At 71.7% G+C, this 20,562-nt stretch carries 19 protein-coding genes and 1 tRNA gene; 16 read left to right on the forward strand and 4 right to left on the reverse strand.

Going from position 1 to position 20,562, the window contains the following annotated elements; genetic code table 11:
- Positions 1 to 11: 11 nt before the first annotated feature.
- Positions 12 to 389, reverse strand: coding sequence for a hypothetical protein (locus ACFVTR_RS15105; RefSeq protein ID WP_387038591.1), 378 nt, complete (start codon positions 387 to 389; stop codon positions 12 to 14).
- Between the two features lie 2 nt (positions 390 to 391).
- Positions 392 to 1,435, reverse strand: a complete 1,044-nt coding sequence (locus tag ACFVTR_RS15110) for an NAD(P)-dependent alcohol dehydrogenase (protein ID WP_387038593.1) — start codon at positions 1,433 to 1,435, stop codon at positions 392 to 394.
- An 89-nt stretch (positions 1,436 to 1,524) separates the two neighbouring features.
- Here ACFVTR_RS15110 and ACFVTR_RS15115 point away from each other — a divergent pair, with 89 nt between their 5' ends.
- On the forward strand, positions 1,525 to 2,193 hold the full coding sequence (locus tag ACFVTR_RS15115) for a TetR/AcrR family transcriptional regulator (RefSeq protein ID WP_387038594.1): 669 nt from the start codon (positions 1,525 to 1,527) through the stop codon (positions 2,191 to 2,193).
- Between the two features lie 7 nt (positions 2,194 to 2,200).
- On the opposite strand, the gene ACFVTR_RS15120 is transcribed toward ACFVTR_RS15115, so the two are convergent.
- Positions 2,201 to 3,766, reverse strand: coding sequence for a dolichyl-phosphate-mannose--protein mannosyltransferase (locus ACFVTR_RS15120; RefSeq protein WP_387038596.1), 1,566 nt, complete (start codon positions 3,764 to 3,766; stop codon positions 2,201 to 2,203).
- A gap of 29 nt (positions 3,767 to 3,795) precedes the next feature.
- Here ACFVTR_RS15120 and rsmI point away from each other — a divergent pair, with 29 nt between their 5' ends.
- The 11 genes from rsmI to ACFVTR_RS15175 all read left to right on the forward strand — a co-directional run bounded on the left by rsmI (position 3,796) and on the right by ACFVTR_RS15175 (position 15,630).
- The gene (gene rsmI, locus ACFVTR_RS15125; protein ID WP_387038597.1) at positions 3,796 to 4,626 is read left to right on the forward strand and encodes a 16S rRNA (cytidine(1402)-2'-O)-methyltransferase; all 831 of its coding nucleotides are present in this window, start codon (positions 3,796 to 3,798) and stop codon (positions 4,624 to 4,626) included.
- A gap of 124 nt (positions 4,627 to 4,750) precedes the next feature.
- Positions 4,751 to 5,887: an NADP-dependent oxidoreductase gene (locus tag ACFVTR_RS15130; protein WP_387038598.1), complete on the forward strand. Its 1,137-nt coding sequence runs from the start codon at positions 4,751 to 4,753 to the stop codon at positions 5,885 to 5,887.
- 54 nt (positions 5,888 to 5,941) lie between these two features.
- Complete coding sequence (gene metG, locus ACFVTR_RS15135) at positions 5,942 to 7,501, forward strand: methionine--tRNA ligase (RefSeq protein ID WP_387038600.1); 1,560 nt, start codon at positions 5,942 to 5,944, stop codon at positions 7,499 to 7,501.
- A 3-nt stretch (positions 7,502 to 7,504) separates the two neighbouring features.
- Complete coding sequence (locus tag ACFVTR_RS15140) at positions 7,505 to 8,398, forward strand: TatD family hydrolase (protein ID WP_387038602.1); 894 nt, start codon at positions 7,505 to 7,507, stop codon at positions 8,396 to 8,398.
- Complete coding sequence (gene rsmA / locus ACFVTR_RS15145; protein WP_387038603.1) at positions 8,395 to 9,291, forward strand: 16S rRNA (adenine(1518)-N(6)/adenine(1519)-N(6))-dimethyltransferase RsmA; 897 nt, start codon at positions 8,395 to 8,397, stop codon at positions 9,289 to 9,291. The genes ACFVTR_RS15140 and rsmA overlap by 4 nt, the downstream gene beginning before the upstream one ends.
- Positions 9,292 to 9,307: 16 nt before the next feature.
- Positions 9,308 to 9,856 (forward strand): DUF4287 domain-containing protein, encoded by a 549-nt coding sequence (locus ACFVTR_RS15150; protein WP_387038606.1) that lies wholly within the window; start codon positions 9,308 to 9,310, stop codon positions 9,854 to 9,856.
- Between the two features lie 38 nt (positions 9,857 to 9,894).
- Positions 9,895 to 10,827, forward strand: coding sequence for a 4-(cytidine 5'-diphospho)-2-C-methyl-D-erythritol kinase (locus ACFVTR_RS15155; RefSeq protein ID WP_387038608.1), 933 nt, complete (start codon positions 9,895 to 9,897; stop codon positions 10,825 to 10,827).
- A 50-nt stretch (positions 10,828 to 10,877) separates the two neighbouring features.
- Complete coding sequence (locus ACFVTR_RS15160; RefSeq protein WP_387038610.1) at positions 10,878 to 12,755, forward strand: ABC-F family ATP-binding cassette domain-containing protein; 1,878 nt, start codon at positions 10,878 to 10,880, stop codon at positions 12,753 to 12,755.
- 183 nt (positions 12,756 to 12,938) lie between these two features.
- Positions 12,939 to 13,841 carry a MetQ/NlpA family ABC transporter substrate-binding protein gene (locus ACFVTR_RS15165; RefSeq protein WP_387038612.1) on the forward strand — a complete coding sequence of 301 codons (903 nt, stop codon included), beginning with the start codon at positions 12,939 to 12,941 and terminating at the stop codon, positions 13,839 to 13,841.
- Positions 13,842 to 13,942: 101 nt separating this feature from the next.
- A complete protein-coding gene (locus ACFVTR_RS15170) occupies positions 13,943 to 14,971 on the forward strand; it encodes a methionine ABC transporter ATP-binding protein (protein ID WP_387038614.1) in 1,029 nt (342 codons plus the stop codon).
- Positions 14,971 to 15,630, forward strand: coding sequence for a methionine ABC transporter permease (locus ACFVTR_RS15175; protein ID WP_387038616.1), 660 nt, complete (start codon positions 14,971 to 14,973; stop codon positions 15,628 to 15,630). The genes ACFVTR_RS15170 and ACFVTR_RS15175 overlap by 1 nt, the downstream gene beginning before the upstream one ends.
- 36 nt (positions 15,631 to 15,666) lie before the next feature.
- Here the strand turns inward: ACFVTR_RS15175 and ACFVTR_RS15180 are convergent, their stop codons facing one another.
- Entirely contained in the window at positions 15,667 to 16,164 is a 498-nt protein-coding gene (locus tag ACFVTR_RS15180; RefSeq protein ID WP_376947197.1) for a MarR family winged helix-turn-helix transcriptional regulator, read from the reverse strand.
- A 73-nt stretch (positions 16,165 to 16,237) separates the two neighbouring features.
- On the opposite strand from ACFVTR_RS15180, the gene ACFVTR_RS15185 reads away from it, so the two are divergent.
- From ACFVTR_RS15185 to ACFVTR_RS15200, 4 genes are all read left to right on the forward strand, one after another.
- Positions 16,238 to 16,309, forward strand: a tRNA-Gln gene (locus ACFVTR_RS15185).
- Between the two features lie 49 nt (positions 16,310 to 16,358).
- Positions 16,359 to 17,798: a bifunctional UDP-N-acetylglucosamine diphosphorylase/glucosamine-1-phosphate N-acetyltransferase GlmU gene (glmU, locus tag ACFVTR_RS15190; RefSeq protein ID WP_387038619.1), complete on the forward strand. Its 1,440-nt coding sequence runs from the start codon at positions 16,359 to 16,361 to the stop codon at positions 17,796 to 17,798.
- Positions 17,799 to 17,812: 14 nt separating this feature from the next.
- On the forward strand, positions 17,813 to 18,847 hold the full coding sequence (locus ACFVTR_RS15195; RefSeq protein WP_387038620.1) for a ribose-phosphate diphosphokinase: 1,035 nt from the start codon (positions 17,813 to 17,815) through the stop codon (positions 18,845 to 18,847).
- 9 nt (positions 18,848 to 18,856) lie between these two features.
- Complete coding sequence (locus ACFVTR_RS15200; protein ID WP_387038622.1) at positions 18,857 to 20,557, forward strand: long-chain-fatty-acid--CoA ligase; 1,701 nt, start codon at positions 18,857 to 18,859, stop codon at positions 20,555 to 20,557.
- The last annotated feature ends 5 nt before the right edge of the window (positions 20,558 to 20,562 follow it).

Consider the following 20,562-nt stretch of genomic DNA (forward strand, 5'->3'; position numbering starts at 1 on the left):
GAGCCGTCGCCTCACTGCTCGGCGGCCGGGGCCCAGGCGAGCGCCACCCAGATGACGAGCGCGTTGAAGCCGAAGCTCACGACGATGAGCACGTTGTCGTAGAGGCCCTTGTACGGCAGGCCCGCGAGGTTGAACACCACGAGCGCGGCCGAGACGATGACCGTGATCCACTTGAGCGGGGTCGCCGGCACCATGAGCGAGACCGTGATCATGACGATCGGCACGAGCATGATGAGTGCGGCCAGCAACCACATCCAGCTCGCGGCCGCCTTGTCGGCGATCTTGCCCGGCTCGGCATCGCCCGAGAAGATGCGCAGCACGTCGCCGAGCAGGTAGACGAGCATGAGCGAGATCCAGCCGCCGGCGAGGATGATGCGGGTCGGGTCCATGCTCAGGCCGCCTCCTCGGCCGAGCCGGCACCCGCACCCGCGGCCTCCTGCGGATGCAGCACGAGGTTGCCGACCTTGCGGCCCGAGTCGACGCGCGCGTGCGCCTCGGCGAGGCGGTCGAGCGGCATCGTCTCGTCGATGACGACCCGCAGCACGCCCTGCTCGACGAGGTCGAGCAGGGTCGCGAAGTCCTCGGCCCGCTCGGGGGAGGTGCCCGTCTTCACCGGGCCGCGGGCGGTGATGATCTCGCCGAGGCTCGCGACGGCGAGCAGCAGCCGCCCGCCCCCGGCGAGGAGCGGTCGCCCGGTCGCCGGGCTCAGCGCGCCCACCGTGTCGAACACGACGTCGAAGCGTTCGCCGCGTGACTCGAGCGACTCGAGCGGCGTCTCGCGGTAGTCGACGACGCGGTCGGCGCCGAGTGCGGTGACGAGTTCGGCATTCCGTGCACTCGTGACGGCCGTGACCCTCGCCCCGAAGTGCTTCGCGAGTTGCACGGCGTTCGTGCCGACCGCGCCCGAGGCGCCGACGACGAGCACGTGCTCGCCCGCCCGCATCTCGGCCTTGTCGCGCAGGTAGTGCAGCGCCGTTGCGCCGCCGAACAGGACCCCGGCCGCGTCGTCGAACGACACCCCGTCGGGGATGCGCGCGAGCCGCGAGGCGGGTACTGCGACGAGTTCGGCATGCGCGCCCATGCGCGCGCCCGTCATGCCGCAGACGCGGTCGCCGACGGCGAACCCGGATGCCGCGGCGCCGGTGCCGCCCGCATGCGGGGCGCCGCCCGTGGCATCCGCACCGATCGCCTCGACGACCCCCGCGAAGACGACGCCGAGCACCCTGGCGCGGGGGCCGGTCAGACCGAGCGCGAGCTTGCCCGGCAATGCGAAGCCGCGTGGGAAGCGTGCGCCGCGGATGCGCGCGTCGCCCGAGTTGACGGTCGCCGCCATGACGCGCACGAGCGCCTCGCCGCGGCCCGCGACCGGGTCGGGCACCGTCTCGATCCGCACGACCGACGGCGGCCCGTAGCGATCGACCACTCCTGCACGCATGCTGCTCCCTTACACCTGTAAGTCCCTGTGGCGTTCACGATAGCCTTACAGTCGTAAGGACGCAAGCATCGGTCGAGGACGGAGTCGGAATGGTCCAGCGCACCCCGCTCAGCCGCGAGCGCATCATCGCCGCCGCGATGCAGGTCGCCGACGACGGCGGCCTCGCCGCCGTCAGCATGCGCAGCGTCGCCAAGGCGCTCGGCGCCGAGGCGATGTCGCTCTACCACCACGTCTCGGGCAAAGACGAACTGCTCGACCTCCTCGCCGACGCGGCGTTCGACGAGATCCCGCTGCTCGAGATCGGCACGCCGTGGCGCGCCGCGATGACCTCGCGCGCCGACACCATGCGCACCGTGCTCAAGGAGCACTCCTGGGCGCTCGGCCTCCTCGAGTCGCGCTCGAATCCCGGACAGGCCGTCATGCGGCACCACGACCGCGTGCTCGGCGTGCTGCGGCGCGACGGCTTCGACCTCGCGCTCGCCGCCCACGCCTACTCGGTGCTCGACGCCTACATCTACGGCTTCGTGCTCACCGAGCTCAACCTGCCGTTCACCCCCGACGTGGGCGCCGACGCCTTCGCCGAAGGTCTCGAGCTGCCCGCCGACGACTACCCGCACCTCGCAGAGATGCTCGAGCAGATGGTCCTCGGGCACGACTACGACTTCGGCGACGAGTTCGGCTACGGACTCGACCTCGTGCTCGACCAGCTCGAGGTGCGGCTCGCCGCGCAGCCCGGTCGAACCGCGCTGCACCCGTGAGCCGCGCTCAGCCCCAGCTCGGCAGCCAGAAGTGCAGCTGGCGCAGCGTCGGGGAGATCGGGACGCCCGTCCAGATCGGGTAGTAGAACGCCGAGACGAGCAGCACGACCGCGAGGAACACCGCCACGATCGCGAGCCCGCGCGTCCGGGTCCACCGCTCGTCGCCCGGCCGGCCCGCGATCATCCCGAGCACGAACACGAGCGCGAGCACGAGGTAGGGCTCGAAGGCGATCGAGTAGAACTGGAACACGGTGCGGTCGAGGTAGCCGAGCCACGGCAGGTAGCCCGCGGCGAGCCCCACGAGGATCACGCCGGCCTGCCACTCGCGATACCGCGCGACGCGGTAGACGAGGTAGAGGGATGCCGCGGCGGCCGCCCACCAGATGAGCGGGTTGCCGACCCCGATGATCGAGGAGACCAGCCCGCTCGAGGCGTCGTCGGTGTAGTACATGTTCGTCGGCCGGATCATGAGGAGCCACGTCAGCGGGTTCGACTGCCACGGGTGCTCGCTGTGCACGCCCACGTGGTAGTCGTACGCGGAGACGTGGTAGTGCCAGAGGCTCTGCAGCGAGCCCGGCACCCACGCGAACAGGCCGGTCGCCGCGTTGCCGGCCTCCTCGGCCCAGTGGCGGTAGTAACCCCCGTCCGTCGTCAGCCAGCCCGTCCACGAGGCGAGGTAGACGACCGCCGCCACGGGGACGAGCAGGACGAACGTCACCGGCGCCTGCTTCAGCAGCCCGCCGGTGAGCCAGAACGGCACCCGGGCGCGTCGCCGGGCGAGGATGTCGACCACGACCAGGTAGATGCCGAACGCCGCGAGGAACCACAGCCCCGACCACTTGACGGCGGTCGCGGCGCCGAACGCGGCGCCGGCGGCGATCACCCAGGGCCGCGCCCACAGCGCCGGTCCGTAGTGGGGGTCGCGGCCGGACGCCCACGCCTCGGCGAGACGGGCGTCGAGCGCCCGCTCGGCGTGCGCGCGATCGAGCAGCACGAACCAGAAGCCGAGCAGGGCGAAGAGCATCACCCAGTTGTCGAGGAGCGCGACCCGCGACATCACGATCGCGTTGCCGTCGACCGCGAACAGGAGACCCGCGGTGACCGCGAGCGCGGTCGAGGAGAACAGCCGTCGTCCGACGAGCGTGAGCAGGAACACGGCGATCGTGCCGGCGAGCGCCGTGGTTGCGCGCCACCAGAACGCGTCGCCCGCGCCGAACGCGGCCATGCCGAGCCCGATCATCCACTTGCCGAGCGGCGGGTGCACCACGTACGAGGGCTCGTCGAGGTAGAGATTCGTGTCGCCCGCGGCGAAGTCGGTGTCGGCGCCCTCGGGCCACCGCGACTCGTAGCCGTTGTTGATGAGCGTCCACGCGTCCTTCACGTAGTACGTCTCGTCGAAGACGATCTGCTGCGGGTGCCCGAGGTTCCAGAAGCGCAGCACGGCGGCGATGAGCGTGACGAGGATCGGGCCGCCCCAGTACCAGAGCCGGCGGCGGGCCGGCGTCGACATCTGCCGGGACCACCAGTCGTCGAGTCGGGAACCCGTGGGCTCCACCGACGCGTCGACACTCATGCGCCCAACACTAGGACAGACTTGAGGGCATGATCATCCTCGCGGCGACGCCCATCGGCAATCTCGGGGACGCCTCGACGAGGCTCAGGGAGGCGCTCGAGGCCGCGACGGTGATCGCCTCGGAGGACACCCGCGTGACGCAGCGCCTCATCGCCGCGCTCGGCATCGCGAACCGCCCCCGCCTCATCGCGCTGCACGAGCACAACGAGCGGCAGAAGGCCGACGAGCTCGTCGAGCTCGCCCGCGAGCACGACCTCCTCGTACTGAGCGACGCCGGCATGCCGACCGTCTCCGACCCGGGCTTCCCGCTCGTCGCCGCGGCGGCGGCCGCCGGGGTCCTCGTGACGGTGATCCCCGGTCCCTCCGCGGTCGTGACCGCGCTCGCCGTGTCGGGACTGCCGACCGACCGGTTCGCCTTCGAAGGGTTCCTCCCGCGCAAGGCCGGCGAACGCTCGCGCCGGCTCGCCGAGCTCGCGGGCGACCGGCGCACGCTCGTCTTCTTCGAGGGCCCGTCGCGACTCGCACCGAGTCTGGAGGCGCTCGCCGAGGCGTTCGGCGCCGACCGTCCGGCCGCGGTGTGCCGCGAGCTCACGAAGCTCCACGAGGAGGTTCGCCGCGGCCCCCTCGGCGAGCTCGCGGACTGGGCCGCCGCGGGCGTGCGCGGCGAGATCGTGATCGTCGTCGGCGGAGCGGGCGAGACCGCGGTCGACCCCGAGGGCGCGCTCGAGCGCGTGCTGGGGCTCGCCGCATCGGGAACCCGCCTGAAGGACGCGGCCGCGCTCGTCGCCGCCGAGACCGGACTCGGCAAGCGCGACCTCTACGAGGCGGCGCTCGCGCACCGCCAGCGGCCCGTCGAGTAGCCGCGACGCCGGTACGCGCACGCGCCCGGGCATCCTCGGCGACGAGGGTTGCTCGGCGCAACCCCTGTCGCTCACCCCCGAACGGGGGGAGAATGGGGGCATCGCCCGACATTGGAGGTGCGAGATGGATGCCACGCGCGGAACGCACGGAGGCGGCGCGCACGCCGTCCGATTCGCCGAGTACGGCGGGCCCGAAGTGCTGCGGGTCGACGAGGTGCCGGTGCCCGAACCACAGACGGGCGAGGTGCTCGTCGAGGTCTTCGCCGCGGGGCTGAACCCCGCCGACAGCGCCGCCAGGCGCGGCGAGCACCCCGACCGCTGGCCCGTCGAGTTCCCGGCCCGTCAGGGCAGTGATCTCGCGGGCGTCGTGATCGCGACCGGACCGGGCGTCGCCCGATTCGCCCGCGGCGACGAGGTGATGGGCTTCGTCGCCCGAGGCGCGCAGGCGAGCCACGTCGTCGTGCCCGAGCAGCAGCTGCTGCCGAAGCCGCCCGGACTCTCTTGGGAGGTCGCCGGTTCGCTCCACTTCGCCGGCACGACCGCGTGGAACGCGGTCGAGGGCCTCGCACTCGGACCGAACGACACGATCGTCGTCACCGCGGCCGCGGGCGGGGTCGGCTGCCTCGCCGCCCAGTTCGCGAGGATCCGCGGGGCGACCGTCATCGGCACCACCGCCGAGGAGCGCTTCGACTTCCTGCGCCAGTTCGGCGTGATCCCCACGGGGTACGGGCCGGGGCTCGCCGAGCGCGCGACCGCGATCGTCGAGGCGACCGACCACGCGCGACCGGTGACGGCGTTCCTCGACTTCCTCGGCGGCGAGACCGCCGCCGCGCTCGCGCTCGGGGTGCCGCGTTCGCGCATCCTCACCGTGCTCGACCAGAGCGCCGTCGAGGCGAGTCAGGCCGTCGAGCTCGGGGCGGGCGACGTCGTCGCACTCAGTCGAGTCGCCGCGCTCGTCTCCGCCCGGCGCGTGCGCCTCCCGATCGCTGACGTGTTCCCGCTCGCCGAGGTCGCCGACGCCTACCGGGCGCTCGACCGACGCGACGCCCCGGGCAAGATCGTGCTCGGCTTCCGCGTCGTCGAGTACCCGGGCCAGCGGGTGCGCGAGCCCGCGATCAAGGAGCAGGACGTCACGCTCGGCGTGCCGACCCCGCACGAGCACATGGAGGTCGCCGAGGCGGTGCCGCCCGCGATCGGCGATGGGAGCGTGCGGCGTCGGCGCCGTGAGCGCCGGGCCGAGGAGGAGGCGCAGCGCGGCTGACCGGCGCGGGTAACACGAACGCGGTGGCATCCGTGCGCCCATAAGATTGAGCGCATGGCCGAAGCCTCCTCGTTCTACATCACCACGCCCATTTTCTACGTCAACGACGTGCCCCACATCGGGCACGCCTACACCGAGGTCGCCGCCGACGTGCTCGCACGCTGGCACCGGCAGGCCGGTGACGACACGTGGATGCTCACGGGCACGGACGAGCACGGCCAGAAGATCCTCCGCACCGCGACCGCCAACGGCGTCACCCCGCAGGAGTGGGCCGACAAGCTCGTCGCCGACGCCTGGATCCCGCTGCTCGAGACCGTCGACATCGCGAACGACGACTTCATCCGCACGACCGACGCGCGCCACGAGGCGAACGTGCAGAAGTTCCTGCAGAAGCTCTACGACGACGGCCACATCTACACGGGCGAGTACGAGGGCTACTACTGCGTCGGCTGCGAGGAGTACAAGCAGGAGTCCGACCTCGTGCCGGGCGCCGGCGAGTACGAGGGGCAGCTCGTCTGCGCGATCCACTCGAAGCCCGTCGAACTGCTGCACGAGAAGAACTACTTCTTCCGCACCTCGGCGTTCGCCGAGCGCCTCCTCGCCCTCTACGAGGAGCGCCCCGACTTCGTCCAGCCCGAGTCCGCCCGCAATGAGGTGCTCGGCTGGGTGCGCTCGGGCCTGGCCGACCTCTCGATCTCGCGGTCGACCTTCGACTGGGGCGTCAAGGTGCCGTGGGACGAGACCCACGTCGTCTACGTCTGGTTCGACGCGCTGCTCAACTACATCACCGCGGTCGGCTACGGCCAGGACGACGAGGAGTTCGCCCGCCGCTGGCCGGCGCAGCACATCGTCGGCAAGGACATCCTCCGCTTCCACGCCGTGATCTGGCCGGCCATGCTGATGGCCGCGGGTCTCGAGGTGCCGAAGGGCGTGTTCGGCCACGGCTGGCTGCTCGTCGGCGGCGAGAAGATGTCGAAGTCGAAGCTCACGGGCATCGCGCCCGAGCAGATCACCTCGACGTTCGGCTCCGACGCGTTCCGCTACTACTTCCTCCGGGCGATCGCGTTCGGCCAGGACGGCTCGTTCTCGTGGGAGGACCTGTCGGCCCGCTACCAGGCCGAGCTCGCGAACGGCTTCGGCAACCTCGCCTCGCGCGTCGTGGCGATGATCACGCGCTACTGCGACGGCGCCGTGCCGACCGCCGGCGCCCTGCAGCCCGCCGACATCGAGATCGCCTCGGTCGAGCGCCGGGCGACGGAGGCCTCGTGGCAGGCGATCGACCGCCTCGCGATCCACGAGGCGATCGGCGCCGCGTGGGAGCTCGTCGACGCGCTGAACGGCTACCTCACCGCCGAAGAGCCCTGGGTGCTCGCGAAGGACCCGGCCAACCGCGAGCGGCTCGAGACGGTGCTGGCGACCGCCTACCGCGGCCTCGGCACCCTCGCCGTGCTGCTCTCGCCCGTCACGCCCGTCGCGGCGGCGAAGCTGTGGACGGCGCTCGGTGCGCCCGGCACCGTGCAGCAAGCGCGCATCGACCGCGCGCACGAGGCCGAGCTCGGCGAGCGGGTCGCACCCCTCGAGGCGCTCTTCCCGCGCGTCGAGGTCGCGGAGTAGCGGGTGACGCCCGAGTACCCGCCGCTGCCCGAGGCGCTGCCCGTCCCGGTCTACGACAACCACACCCACCTCGAGCCCTCCGGCGAGGCCCCGCCCGGGCGCCCCGACACGCTCCTCGACGTGCACGAGCACCTCGAGCGGGCGGCCACCGTCGGGGTCGCGGGTGCCGTGCAGGTCGGCACCGACGTCGCCACCAGCCGCTGGTCGGCCGAGCTCGCCGCGCGCGAGCCGCGGCTGCTCGCGGCGGTCGCGCTGCACCCCAACGAGGCGCCCGAGCTCGCGGCATCCGGTTCGCTCGACGACGCGATCGCCGTGATCGACGAGCTCGCCGCGCAGCCGCGCGTGCGCGCGGTCGGCGAGACCGGGCTCGACTTCTTCCGCACCGACGAGGAGGGGCGCCCCGCGCAGTTCCTCGCCTTCGAGTCGCACATCGACATCGCGAAGCGGCACGGCGTCGCCATGCAGATCCACGACCGCGACGCGCACGACGAGGTCGTGGCGACGCTGCGCCGGGTCGGCGCGCCCGAGCGCACCGTGTTCCACTGCTTCTCGGGCGGCGAAGAGCTCGCGCGCATCGCCGCCGACGAGGGCTGGTACTGCTCCCTCGCGGGCAACGTGACGTTCAAGAACGCGGAGAACCTCCGCGAGGCCCTCCGGGTGCTGCCGCGCGAGCTCATCCTCGTCGAGACCGACGCACCGTACCTCACCCCGGTGCCGCTGCGCGGGCGGCCGAACGCGCCGTACCTCGTGCCCCACACCGTTCGATTCATGGCCGAGACGCTCGGGGCCCCGCTCGACGAGTTCTGCGCCGAGCTCGCGTCGAACACGCTCGCCGTGTACGGCTCATGGGAGGATGACCCCGTGCAGGGGGCGACGACGAGGGGCGACGGGGCGTGAACGCGCACCGCCACGAGGCCGAGAGCGACGGCCCCGGCGCCCAGCCGCGCCTGCTCGGACCCGCCGAGATCCGCGACCTCGCCGAGCTCCTCGGCGTGACGCCGACGAAGAAGCTCGGCCAGAACTTCGTGCACGACGGCAACACGGTGCGACGCATCGTGCAGACCGCAGGCGTCGAGCGCGGCGAGACCGTGCTCGAGATCGGGCCGGGGCTCGGCTCGCTGACCCTCGGCCTCCTCGAAGCCGGTGCCGACGTCATCGCCGTCGAGATCGACAAGCGGCTCGCCGCGCAGCTGCCCCACACTGCGGGCATCATGCAGCCGGGCACCTCGCTGACGGTCGTCACCGACGACGCGATGCGCGTCACCGAGCTTCCGGGCGCACCGGTGAGGCTCGTCGCGAACCTCCCGTACAACATCTCGGTGCCGGTGCTGCTGCACCTGCTCGAGTACTTCGACTCGCTGCAGTCGGGCATCGTCATGGTGCAGGCCGAGGTCGGGTACCGGCTCGCGGCCGAGCCGGGGTCGAAGGTCTACGGCGCGCCGAGCGTGAAGGCCGCCTGGTACGGGCACTGGCGCACCGCGGGGCAGGTCTCGCGAATGGTGTTCTGGCCGGTGCCGAACGTCGACTCGGTGCTCGTCGGCTTCGAGCGCGCGGAGGCTCCGGGCTCGGAGGCGGAGCGCGTCGCGACGTTCGCGCTCGTGGACGCCGCCTTCCAGCAGCGCCGCAAGATGCTGCGCCAGTCGCTCTCGGGCGTGCTCGGCGGCGGCTCGGCCGCAGCGGCGGCGGTGCTCGAGGCCGCGGCCGTCGATCCGCAGGCGCGCGGCGAGCAGCTCGTCGTCGGCGACTTCCTCCGCATCGCGCGGGCGGCGCAGGCCTCGTCCGCCCCCTGACGGGTAGCGTGGTCGCATGGCGAGTGAGACCGTGGGATCGAACACCGACGGGGTCGGCGACGACGCCGTCGAGGCCGCGACCGGGCAGCCGCGCGAGGCGTGGTTCGCCCGCCTCGATGAGGCTGGGGCGCAGCGCGACGGCTGGGCGCACAAGGCCGTCGCGACCTGGCTCGTCGCCGAGCACGGGGTCGACCCCTGGTGGGCGCAGAACGTGACGGTCGCGTACGAGCAGGCGCGGGGCATCCGCCGGCCGGGGCAGCGCCAGGACGGCAGCTACGAGGCGAGCGTGACCCGTTCGGTCGACCTCGAGAAGACGGCGGCGCTCCGCGCGCTCGCCGGCGTCGTCGAGGCGGCGCTCGGCACGGCCCCGCTCGCCCTCAACCTCACGGCGAAGCATCCGACCGCGAGGTTCCCGCTCGACGGCGGCGAGTTCGTGCTCGCCTCATCGAGCGACCGGCCGGGCGGCCGCTCGTCGATCGGACTGACGTGGGGCCGCATGCCGGGCGACGAACGCCTCGCCGAAGTGAAGTCCCGCATGCGCGAATGGCTCGCCGAGGTCGGGTGAGTCGTCGTGGCCGGGAAGCCGTCGGGTAGCGTGGTGGCATGACGATCGCCTGGGCCGACGAGGCAGTGCATGTTCGGGCGCCCGGCAAGATCAACCTCTTCATGCGCGTGGGCGCGGTGCAGCCCGACGGCTATCACGACGTGGCGACCGCGTACCAGGCGGTCTCGCTCTACGAAGACGTGCGGGCGTGGCCCGACGACGAGTTCAGCGTCACGTTCGGCGGCAGCGTCGACGTGTCGGCCCTGCCGACCGACGGCTCGAACCTCGCGATCAAGGCGGCGAAGCTGCTCGCCCGCACGGCCGGGGTCCCCGGCGGCGTGCGCCTCGAGGTCGAGAAGCACGTGCCCATCGCGGGCGGCATGGGCGGGGGCTCCGCGGATGCCGCGGCGACCCTCGTGGCCTGCGACGCGCTCTGGGGCACGGGCCTCTCGAAGGAGGAGCTGCACGCGCTCGCCGCGAAGCTCGGCGCCGACGTGCCGTTCGCGCTGACCGGCGGCACGGCCATCGGCACCGGTCGCGGCGACCGGCTGAGCCCCGCGCTCGCGACCGGCTCGTTCCACTGGGTGCTCGCGGTCGCCGAGTTCGGGCTGTCGACGCCCGGCGTCTACCGCGAACTCGACCGCCGCCGCGAGGCGCACCCCGAGCTCGATCCGGGTGAGGCGACCCCCGCGGTCGACACCGAGGTGCTGCAGGCGCTCCGCGCGGGCGACGCGCGGATGCTCGCCGCGGCGCTCCACAACGACCTCCAGGCTGCGGCGCTCGGGCTCGCACCCGGGCTCGGCGGCATCCTCGAGCTCGGCGAGGCGAACGGCGCGCTCGCCGGCCTCGTCTCGGGGTCGGGGCCGACCGTCGCCTTCCTCGTCGACGACGCGGACTCGGCGATCGAGCTGCAGGTCGCCCTGTCGGCCGCTCGCCTGAACGCCCTGCACGTGCACGGCGCGGTGCACGGGGCGCGGCTGCTGCGGTCCTGAGCCGGCCCTCGGCGGCGGCCGACGGGTCGCGCGACTAGGCTCGTCAGGTCATGGCACACCTCCTCGGCGCTGAGCGCCTGCATCTCGAGTTCCCGACGCGCACCGTCTTCGACGAGGTGACCCTCGGCATCGACGAGGGCGACCGCGTCGGCGTGGTCGGCCGCAACGGCGACGGCAAGTCGACCCTCATGAAGCTCCTCGCCGGCCGCCTCGACCCCGACGGCGGGCGGGTCACGCAGCGTCGTGGCATCCGCATCGGCATGCTCGACCAGGCCGACGTCGTCGACCCGGGCACGACCGTCGCCGAGGCCGTCGTCGGCGGCATCGACGAGCACGTCTGGGCGGGCGACGCGAAGGTGCGCGACGTCATCGGCGGGCTGCTCGCGGATGTCCCGTGGCAGGCGCAGGTCGGCAGCCTCTCCGGCGGGCAGCGCCGACGGGTGGGCCTCGCGGCACTGCTCATCGGCGACTGGGACGTGCTCTTCCTCGACGAGCCGACGAACCACCTCGACGTCGAGGGCATCGCCTGGCTCGCGGGCCATCTGAAGGGCCGCTGGGCGCAGGGCCAGGGCGCGCTCGTCGTCGTGACCCACGACCGGTGGTTCCTCGACGAGGTGTGCACCGCGACGTGGGAGGTGCACGACGGCATCGTCGAGCCCTTCGAGGGCGGCTACGCCGCGTACGTGCTGCAGCGCGTCGAGCGCGACCGCATGGCGGCCGCGAGCGAGGCGAAGCGGCAGAACCTCATGCGCAAGGAGCTGGCGTGGCTGCGGCGCGGCGCGCCCGCGCGCACCTCGAAGCCGAAGTTCCGCATCGAGGCGGCGAACCAGCTCATCGAGGACGAGCCGCCCGTGCGCAACGCGGTCGAACTGTCGCAGCTCGCGGTGTCGCGGCTCGGCAAGGACGTCGTCGACCTCCTCGACGTGAGCGTCGAGTACCCGTCGGCCGAGTCGCCCACGGGCTCGAAGACCGTGCTGCACGAACTCGAGTGGCGCATCGCCCCGGGGGAGCGCACCGGCATCCTCGGGGTGAACGGCGCCGGAAAGTCGACGCTGCTGGGGCTCGTCACGGGCGCGGTCGAACCGACCTCCGGCCGGGTGAAGCGCGGCAAGACGGTGCGCATCGCCACCCTCAGCCAGGAGCTCGCCGAGCTCGCCGAGTGGGCCGACGAGCGGGTGTCCGCCGTCGTCGCCGAGCAGCGGGCGAGCTACACGGTCGGCGCCGGCTCGAAGGCCGTCGAGCTCACCCCCGGGCAGCTGCTCGAGCGGCTCGGCTTCACGAGCGCGCAGCTGTCGACCCCGGTGAAGAACCTCTCGGGCGGCCAGAAGCGCCGCCTCCAGCTCCTGCTCATCCTGCTGCAGGAGCCGAACGTGCTCATCCTCGACGAGCCGACGAACGACCTCGACACCGACATGCTCGCCGCGATCGAGGACCTCCTCGACTCGTGGCCGGGCACCCTCCTCGTCGTCTCGCACGACCGGTACCTCATCGAGCGGGTCACCGATCGGCAGCTCGCGATCATCGACGGGCACCTGCGCGACCTCCCGCGCGGCATCGAGCAGTACCTCGAGCTGCGGGCGGGGGTGGATGCCGCGCGGCAGGCCGGTGCGGCGGCGCCGGGTGGCTCGTCGGGCGGCCCCGGTGTGCTCGCTCCCGCCGGCGGTGCAGCGCCCGCCTCCGGCACGGCCGCTGCGCCGGCGCTCTCGGGTGCCGAGCGCCGCAACGCCGAGAAGGAGCTCGCCTCGATCGACCGCCGGCTCGAGAAGCTGCAGGCCGAGATCGCCGTGCACCACGAGAAGCTCGCCCGTCACGACCAGTCCGACTACGTCGGGCTCGGCGCGCTCGGGGACGAACTGCGGGGGCTCGAGGCATCCGTCGCCGACCTCGAGACCCGCTGGCTCGAAGTATCTGAGAATCTCGAGGGTTGACGTCGCAGAAGCTGTGACCGTTTGTGACCAGGTGGTCAACACGGCGAAGAACCTTCGCTTAGCGTAGAGATGCGCCCGCGATCGCGGCATCGAAGCCCCCACTGAAATCAACGGTGGCGGAGCCATGCCTGCTCCACGCCCATCCGCACCCAGACCGCGGCGCCCGAAGCGAAAGGGAATCCCATGTCACACCGCACCACGAAGCTCATCGCCGCACTCGCGGCCGCCCCCCTCCTGTTCGGTCTGGCCGCGTGCGCGACGCCCGCTGCCGGCGGCGAGGGCGACTCGGCGAGCGAGGTCGTGAAGATCGGCGTCGTCGGCAAGGGCGACCCGCAGTGGGCGGCGTTCGAGGAGGCCGCGGCCGACGAGGGCATCACCATCGAGATCGTCGACTTCGGCGACTACGCGCAGCCGAACCCGGCGACGACCGAGGGCGAGCTCGACCTCAACCAGTTCCAGCACATCGTCTACCTCGCCGACTACAACGTGTCGGCCGGTGAGGACCTCACCGCGATCGGCTCGACCGCGATCTACCCGCTCGGCCTCTACTCGACCAAGTACGAGTCGGCCGACGACATCAAGGACGGCGAGACCGTCGCCGTGCCGAACGACCCGTCGAACCAGGCGCGCGCGCTGCTCGTGCTGCAGTCGGCCGGCCTCATCGAGCTGAAGAGCGGCGGCACGATCTTCTCCGACCTCGCCGACGTCGACGAGAGCGCCTCGCGCGTCAAGGTCACCGCCCTCGAGGCCTCGCTCACGCCCACCTCGCTGCCCGACGTGGCCGCCGCGGTCATCAACAACGACTTCGTCGCCGACGCCGGCCTCACCTTCGAGGACGCGATCGCGCAGGACGACCCGAGCGACCCCAACGCGCTGCCCTACGTGAACATCTTCGCCACCCGCGCGGAGGACAAGGACAACGCGACCTACAAGAAGCTCGTCGAGATCTTCCAGACCGACCCCGAGGTGCAGGCCGGCCTCGTCGAGGCCTCGGGCGGCACCGGCGTGCCGGTCGTGACGCCTGTCGCCGACCTCGCCGAGTCGCTCGCCAAGGTCGAGGCCGACACCAAGGCCGCCAAGGGCTGACGCCCGTTCCATCCGTACCGCCGCGCGGGCGGTGGCGACCCACCCGGTCCCACCGCCCGATGCGCGTTTCCAGAGGACCACGAGTCCGGAGGAGAACCACCATGGCGCTCGTCGCGCTGAAGAACGTCACGAAGACCTACCCGGCACCCGAGAAGGACGGCCGCGAGGTCGTCGCCGTCGACGACGTCACGATCGACATCGAGCCCGGCGACGTCTACGGCATCATCGGGTACTCGGGTGCCGGCAAGTCGACCCTCGTGCGGCTCGTCAACGCGCTCGAGCCGGCCAGCTCGGGCTCGATCTCGTTCGACGGCCGCGAGCTCACGGGCCTGCCCGAGCGCGAGCTCCGCAAGATCCGCCTCGGCATCGGCATGATCTTCCAGCAGTTCAACCTGTTCACCTCGAAGACGGTGCAGGGCAACATCGCCTACCCGCTGAAGGTGGCGGGCTGGTCGAAGGCCGAGATCGCGCCCCGCGTGGCCGAGCTGCTCGAGTTCGTCGGGCTCTCCGACAAGGCGAAGTCCTACCCCGAGCAGCTCTCGGGCGGGCAGAAGCAGCGCGTCGGCATCGCCCGAGCGCTCGCGACCTCGCCGCGACTCCTCCTCGCCGACGAGGCGACGAGCGCGCTCGACCCCGAGACGACGCAGGAGGTGCTCGAGCTCCTCAAGCGGGTGAACCGCGAGTTCGGCGTCACGATCGTCGTCATCACCCACGAGATGGACGTCATCCAGTCGATCGCGACGAAGGTCGCCGTGATGGACGGCGGCCGGGTGATCGAGGACGGCGACGTCTTCGACGTCTTCTCGACGCCGCAGAACTCCTCGTCGCAGCGCTTCGTCGCGACCGTCGTGAAGGGCGTGCCCTCGCCCGCCGAGCTCGCCGTGCTGCGCGAGCGCCACGAGGGGCGCATCGTCACGATCTCCTTCCGCGACGGCGACGCCTCGCAGGCGCAGGTCTTCCTCGAGCTCGCCCAGGCGGGGCTCGACTTCGAGCTCGTCTACGGCGGCATCAACGACATCCAGGGCCGGGCGTTCGGTCATCTGACACTCGCGATCAGGGGTGAGGATGCCGCGACCGACGCCGCACTCGCCTCGATCGCCGCGCGCGTGGAAGTGACGGAGGCCGCCTGATGGATCGCCTGTTCGAACTCGGCTCGGAGTTCTGGGTCGCCGCGTACGAGACGCTGTACATGGTCGCGCTCACGCTGCTCATCGGCGGTGCGATCGGCCTTCTGCTCGGCGTGGTGCTCTACAGCACCCGCCCCGGCAGCCTGCTGCCGAACCGTGCGGTGTTCAACGTCCTGAACGTCGTCATCAACTTCTTCCGCCCGATCCCGTTCATCATCTTCCTCGCGGCGGTGCAGCCGCTCGCCCGGTACGTGATCGGCGTCGGCATCGGCAACGACGCGTTGGTCTTCTCGCTCTCGATCGCCGCCTCCTTCGCGATCTCGCGCATCGTCGAGCAGAACCTCATCACGGTCTCGCCGGGCGCGATCGAGGCCGCCCGCGCCATGGGCGCCGGCCCCGTCCGCATCCTCCGCACGGTCGTCATCCCCGAGGCGCTCGGCCCCCTGATCCTCGGCTACACCTTCATCGTCGTCGCGATCGTCGACATGACGGCGATGGCCGGCTTCATCGGTGGCGGCGGGCTCGGCAACTTCGCGCTCGTCTACGGCTATCGGCAGTTCGAGCCGGCGATCACCTGGGCGGCGCTGCTCCTCATCGTGGTCTTCGTGCAGGCGCTGCAGTTCCTCGGCAACTGGCTGGCTCGCAAGGTGCTGCGGCGCTGACCGGCCGCGGCCGCCCCGAGGTGCGTCGCGCCCCGCTCAGAGCGCGTCGAACCCCAGGCTGAGCTTGCGCAGCAGCCCTGCGAGGCGCTTCTGCTCGGCCGCGGGCAGGCGGGCGAGCAGCTCGGCCTCGGCGTCGACGAGTCGGGTGATCGCCGCGTCGACCCGGGTGAGGCCGGCCGGGCTCATCTCCACGAGGATGCCGCGGCCGTCGTTCGGGTCGGTCTGGCGGCTGACGAGCCCGCGTTCGACGAGCCGGTCGATGCGGTTCGTCATGGTGCCGCTCGACACGAGCGTCTGCTGCAGCAGCGCCTTGGGGGAGAGCCGGTACGGGGTGCCCGCTCGCCGCAGCGCCGAGAGCACGTCGAACTCGCTCGCCTCGAGCTCGGAGCGCGCGAAGGCCTGCCGCCTCGCCCGGTCGAGGTGCTTCGCCAGCCGCGCGACGCGCGACAGCACCTGCAATGGGGAGAAGTCGAGGTCGGGGCGCTCGCGCTCCCAGTCGTCGACGATCCGGTCGACCTCGTCGGCATCGCTCATCCCGCCATTATCGCGCGCCGTTTGCGGCATGGCAGACTTGAGGGCGCGTGCGCCGGCGAGCCGCCTCGCGCATTCCGCCATGGTGTAACGGCAGCACGACAGCCTTTGGAGCTGTGAGGCCCAGGTTCGAATCCTGGTGGCGGAGCCCGTACTCTTCCGTCGCCTCCGACACCGCCGCAACCACAGGAAGCCGCATGACCGACCAGAACCTCGCGATCATCGTCCTCGCCGCCGGCCAGGGCACTCGAATGAAGTCCTCCCTGCCGAAGATGCTCCACCCGCTCGCGGGGGCGCCGATCGTCGGCCACGTGCTCGCCACGGCGCGCGCCCTCGACGCCGCGCACGTGCTCGCCGTGGTGCGCCACGAGCGCGAGCGCGTCGCCTCGGCGATCGAGGCCGATTTCCCGGGCACCGTGCTCGTCGACCAGGACGAGATCGACGGCACCGGCCGCGCGGTCGAGCTCGCCATCGCCGCGCTGCCCGAGGGCTTCGACGGCGACGTGCTCGTCCTGAACGGCGACGTTCCCCTCCTCGACGCCGACACCCTCGCCGAGTTCCTCGGCCGCCACCGCGACACCGGCTCGGCCGCCTCCGTGCTCTCGGCCGTCTACGACGACCCGAGCGGCTACGGGCGCATCGTGCGCAGCGACGCGGGTGCCTTCGACCGCATCGTCGAGCAGAAGGATGCCACGTCAGAAGAGCGGGCGATCGCCGAGATCAACGCCGGCATCTACGCCTTCGGCGCGTCGGCGCTCCGCGATCAGCTCGCGAACCTCACGACCGAGAACGCCCAGGGCGAGAAGTACCTGACCGACGTGATCGGGCTCCTGCGCGCGGCGGGCTCCGAGGTCGAGGCCGTCCCGGTGGCCGAGCCCTGGCTCGTCGCCGGCATCAACGACCGGGCGCAGCTCTCCGAGGCGGCGGCGCGGCTCAACGCGCTCATCGTGCGCGGCTGGCAGCTCGCCGGGGTCACGATCGAGGACCCGACGACCACGTGGATCGACCTCGCCGTGAAGATCGAGCCCGACGTGACCATCCGCCCCGGCACGCAGCTGAAGGGCGCCACGGTCATCGCGACCGGAGCCGTCGTCGGCCCCGACACGACCCTCGTCGACTGCGAGGTCGGCGAGAACGCCGAGGTGCGCCGCACCGACGGCACGCTCGCCGTCATCGGCGCCGGCGCGACGGTCGGCCCGTTCTCGTTCCTCCGGCCCGGCACGGTGCTCGGCGCCGACGGCAAGATCGGCGCCTTCGTCGAGTCGAAGAACACGCGGATCGGCGAGGGCAGCAAGGTGCCGCACCTCTCGTACGTCGGCGATGCCACCATCGGGCGCGGGGTGAACCTCGGCGCGGGCACCATCACCGCGAACTACGACGACGTCAACAAGCACCGCACCGAGATCGCCGATCAGGTGCACACGAGTTCGCACACCGTGCTCGTCGCGCCCGTTAGGCTTGGTGCCGGAGCGAAGACCGGCGCCGGTGCGATCGTTCGGAAGGACGTTCCCGCCGGGGCACTGGCCCTCAGCGTCGCCCCTCAGCGCAACATCGAGGGGTGGGTCGAAGAACACCGACCCGGTACGGAGGCGGCACGTGTCGCCGCCGAGGCGCGGTCCGGCGAACGAGGCAAGTGAGCAGAAGGCGAACCATGGGGCGCAAGAAGAAGGTCGTCGATCTCGACCTGGAGAACAACATCGCACCCGGCCTGCAGGCCAAGACCAAGAAGCGTCTCGTGGTCGTCACGGGTCGCAGCGATCCGGCGCTCGCGGGGCAGGTCGCCGCGGTCCTCGGCACCGAGCTCGCGCCGACCGAGCACCGCACCTTCGCGAGCGGTGAGATCTACACCCGGTTCGAGGTCTCGGTGCGCGGCTGCGATGTGTTCGTCGTGCAGTCGTTCGGCCCGCCCGTCAACGAGTGGCTCATGGAGCTGCTCATCATGCTCGACGCGCTCAAGCGCGCCTCGGCGAAGCGCGTCACCGTCGTCGCCCCCTACTTCCCGTACTCCCGGCAAGACAAGAAGGGCCGCGGTCGCGAGCCCATCTCGGCCCGCCTCGTCGCCGACCTGCTGAAGACGGCCGGCGCCGACCGCATCATGAGCGTCGACCTGCACGCCGCACAGATCCAGGGCTTCTTCGACGGTCCCGTCGACCACCTCTTCGCGAAGCCCGTGCTGCTGCGCCACTTCGAGGAGAACCTGTCGACCGACGACCGCGCGAAGCTCACGGTCGTCTCGCCCGACATGGGTCGCGTCCGCGTCGCCGACACCTGGGCCGACGACCTCGGCGCGCCGCTCGCGATCATCCACAAGCGTCGCGACCCGAAGGTCGCGAACCAGGTCACCGTGCACGAGATCGTCGGCAACGTCGCCGGCCGGGTGTGCCTGCTCGTCGACGACATGATCGACACCGGCGGCACGATCGTGAAGGCGGCGCAGGCCCTCAAGGCGAACGGTGCCGAGCGGGTCATCGTGGCGGCGACCCACCCGATCTTCAGCGACCCGGCGGCCGAGCGCCTCCAGGATCCGTCGATCGACCAGGTCGTGGTGACCGACACGGTCCCGCTGCCGCCCGAGAAGCTGTGGGACGGGCTCACGATCCTCCCGATCGCCCCGCTGCTCGGTCGCGCGATCCGCGAGGTCTTCGAGGACGGCTCGGTGACGAGCATGTTCAACGGTGAGGCGTAGGCCCCGCTGATGGCGATCACGACGCCCCGTCCCTGGCTCGCGAGCTATGCGGCGGGAGTCCCCGACGACATCGACGAGCCCGAGGGCTCGCTCTACGACCTCATCCGCGGCTCGGTCGAGCAGTATCCCGACAACGTCGCACTCGAGTTCTTCGAGCGCACGATGAGCTACCGCGAGCTCGGCGAGCAGATCGAGCGCGCCGCCGAGGGGCTGCGCCTGCTCGGCGTCCAGAAGGGCGACCCGGTCGCCCTCGTGCTGCCGAACTGCCCGCAGCACATCGTCGCGTTCTACGCGGTGCTGCGGCTCGGCGCGATCGTCGTCGAGCACAACCCGCTGTACACGCCGCGCGAGCTCCGCCACCAGTTCGAGGACCACGGCGCCCGCGTCGTGATCGCCTGGGACAAGGTCGTCGAGACGATCCAGGCGTTCCCCTCCGACGTGCAGGTCGCGCACCTGGTCTCGGTCGACGTGACCCGGGCGATGCCGTTCCTCACGCGCGCGCTGCTCCGCCTGCCGGTCGCGAAGGCGCGCGAGTCGCGGGCCGCGCTCACGACGAAGGTGCGCGGCACCGTGCGCTGGGAGGAGCTCACCTCCTCGGCGCCGATCGACCCGCACATCATCGCGCCGACGGTCGCCGACGTGGCGCTCATCCAGTACACGAGCGGCACCACGGGCAGCCCGAAGGGCGCGACGCTGACGCACGCGAACCTGCTGGTGAACGCGGCGCAGTCACGGGCATGGGTGCCCGACGTGCCGCGCGGCACCGCCGTCGTATACGCGGTACTGCCGATGTTCCACGCCTACGGGCTGACACTCTGCCTCACCTTCGCGATGAGCATGGGCGCACGCCTCGTGCTGTTCCCGAAGTTCGACCCCGAGCTCGTGCTGAAGGTCGTGAAGAAGCATCCCGCGACCTTCCTGCCTGCGGTGCCGCCGATCTACGACCGGCTCACGAAGGCCGCGGCTGCCGAGGGCGTCTCGCTCCAGGGCATCCAGATCGCCATCTCGGGGGCGATGCCCCTGTCGGCCGAGGTCGTCGAGCCCTGGGAGGCCGCGACCGGCGGGTATCTCGTCGAGGGCTACGGCCTCAGCGAGTGCTCGCCCGTGCTCATGGCGAACCCCGTCGCGCCGAACCGCAAGGCGGGCACCGTCGGCCTCCCGCTGCCGTCGACCGAATGCCGGGTCGTCGACCCCGAGCAGCCGTCGAACGATGTCGCGCCCGGTACCGAGGGCGAGCTGATCGTGCGCGGCCCGCAGGTGTTCTCGGGCTACTGGCAGAAGCCCGAGGAGACCGAGGCCGTCTTCGTCGCCGACCCCGAGGGCGGGGCGCCCTGGTTCCGCACGGGCGACATCGTCTCGATCGACGACGAGGGCTTCGTGCGCATCGTCGACCGCATCAAGGAGCTGATCATCACGGGCGGCTTCAACGTCGCGCCGAGCGAGGTCGAGGAGGCGCTGCGTGCGCACCCCGACGTCGAGGACGCGGCCGTCGTGGGCCTCCCCGACGAGCACTCCGGTGAAGAGGTCGTCGCGGTGGTCGTGCTCGCCGAGGGGGCGCAGTTCGACGAGAAGTCGATCCGCGACTTCGTGCGCGACGGCCTGACGCCGTACAAGGTGCCCAAGCGCATCCTGCCGGCCGACGACCTGCCTCGATCGCTCATCGGCAAGGTGCTGCGCCGCGAAGTGCGCAACAGCCTGCTGAACGGCTGAGCGGG

The sequence above is a fragment of the Agromyces sp. NPDC058126 genome, assembly GCF_042884595.1.
Taxonomy (GTDB): Bacteria; Actinomycetota; Actinomycetes; order Actinomycetales; family Microbacteriaceae; genus Agromyces.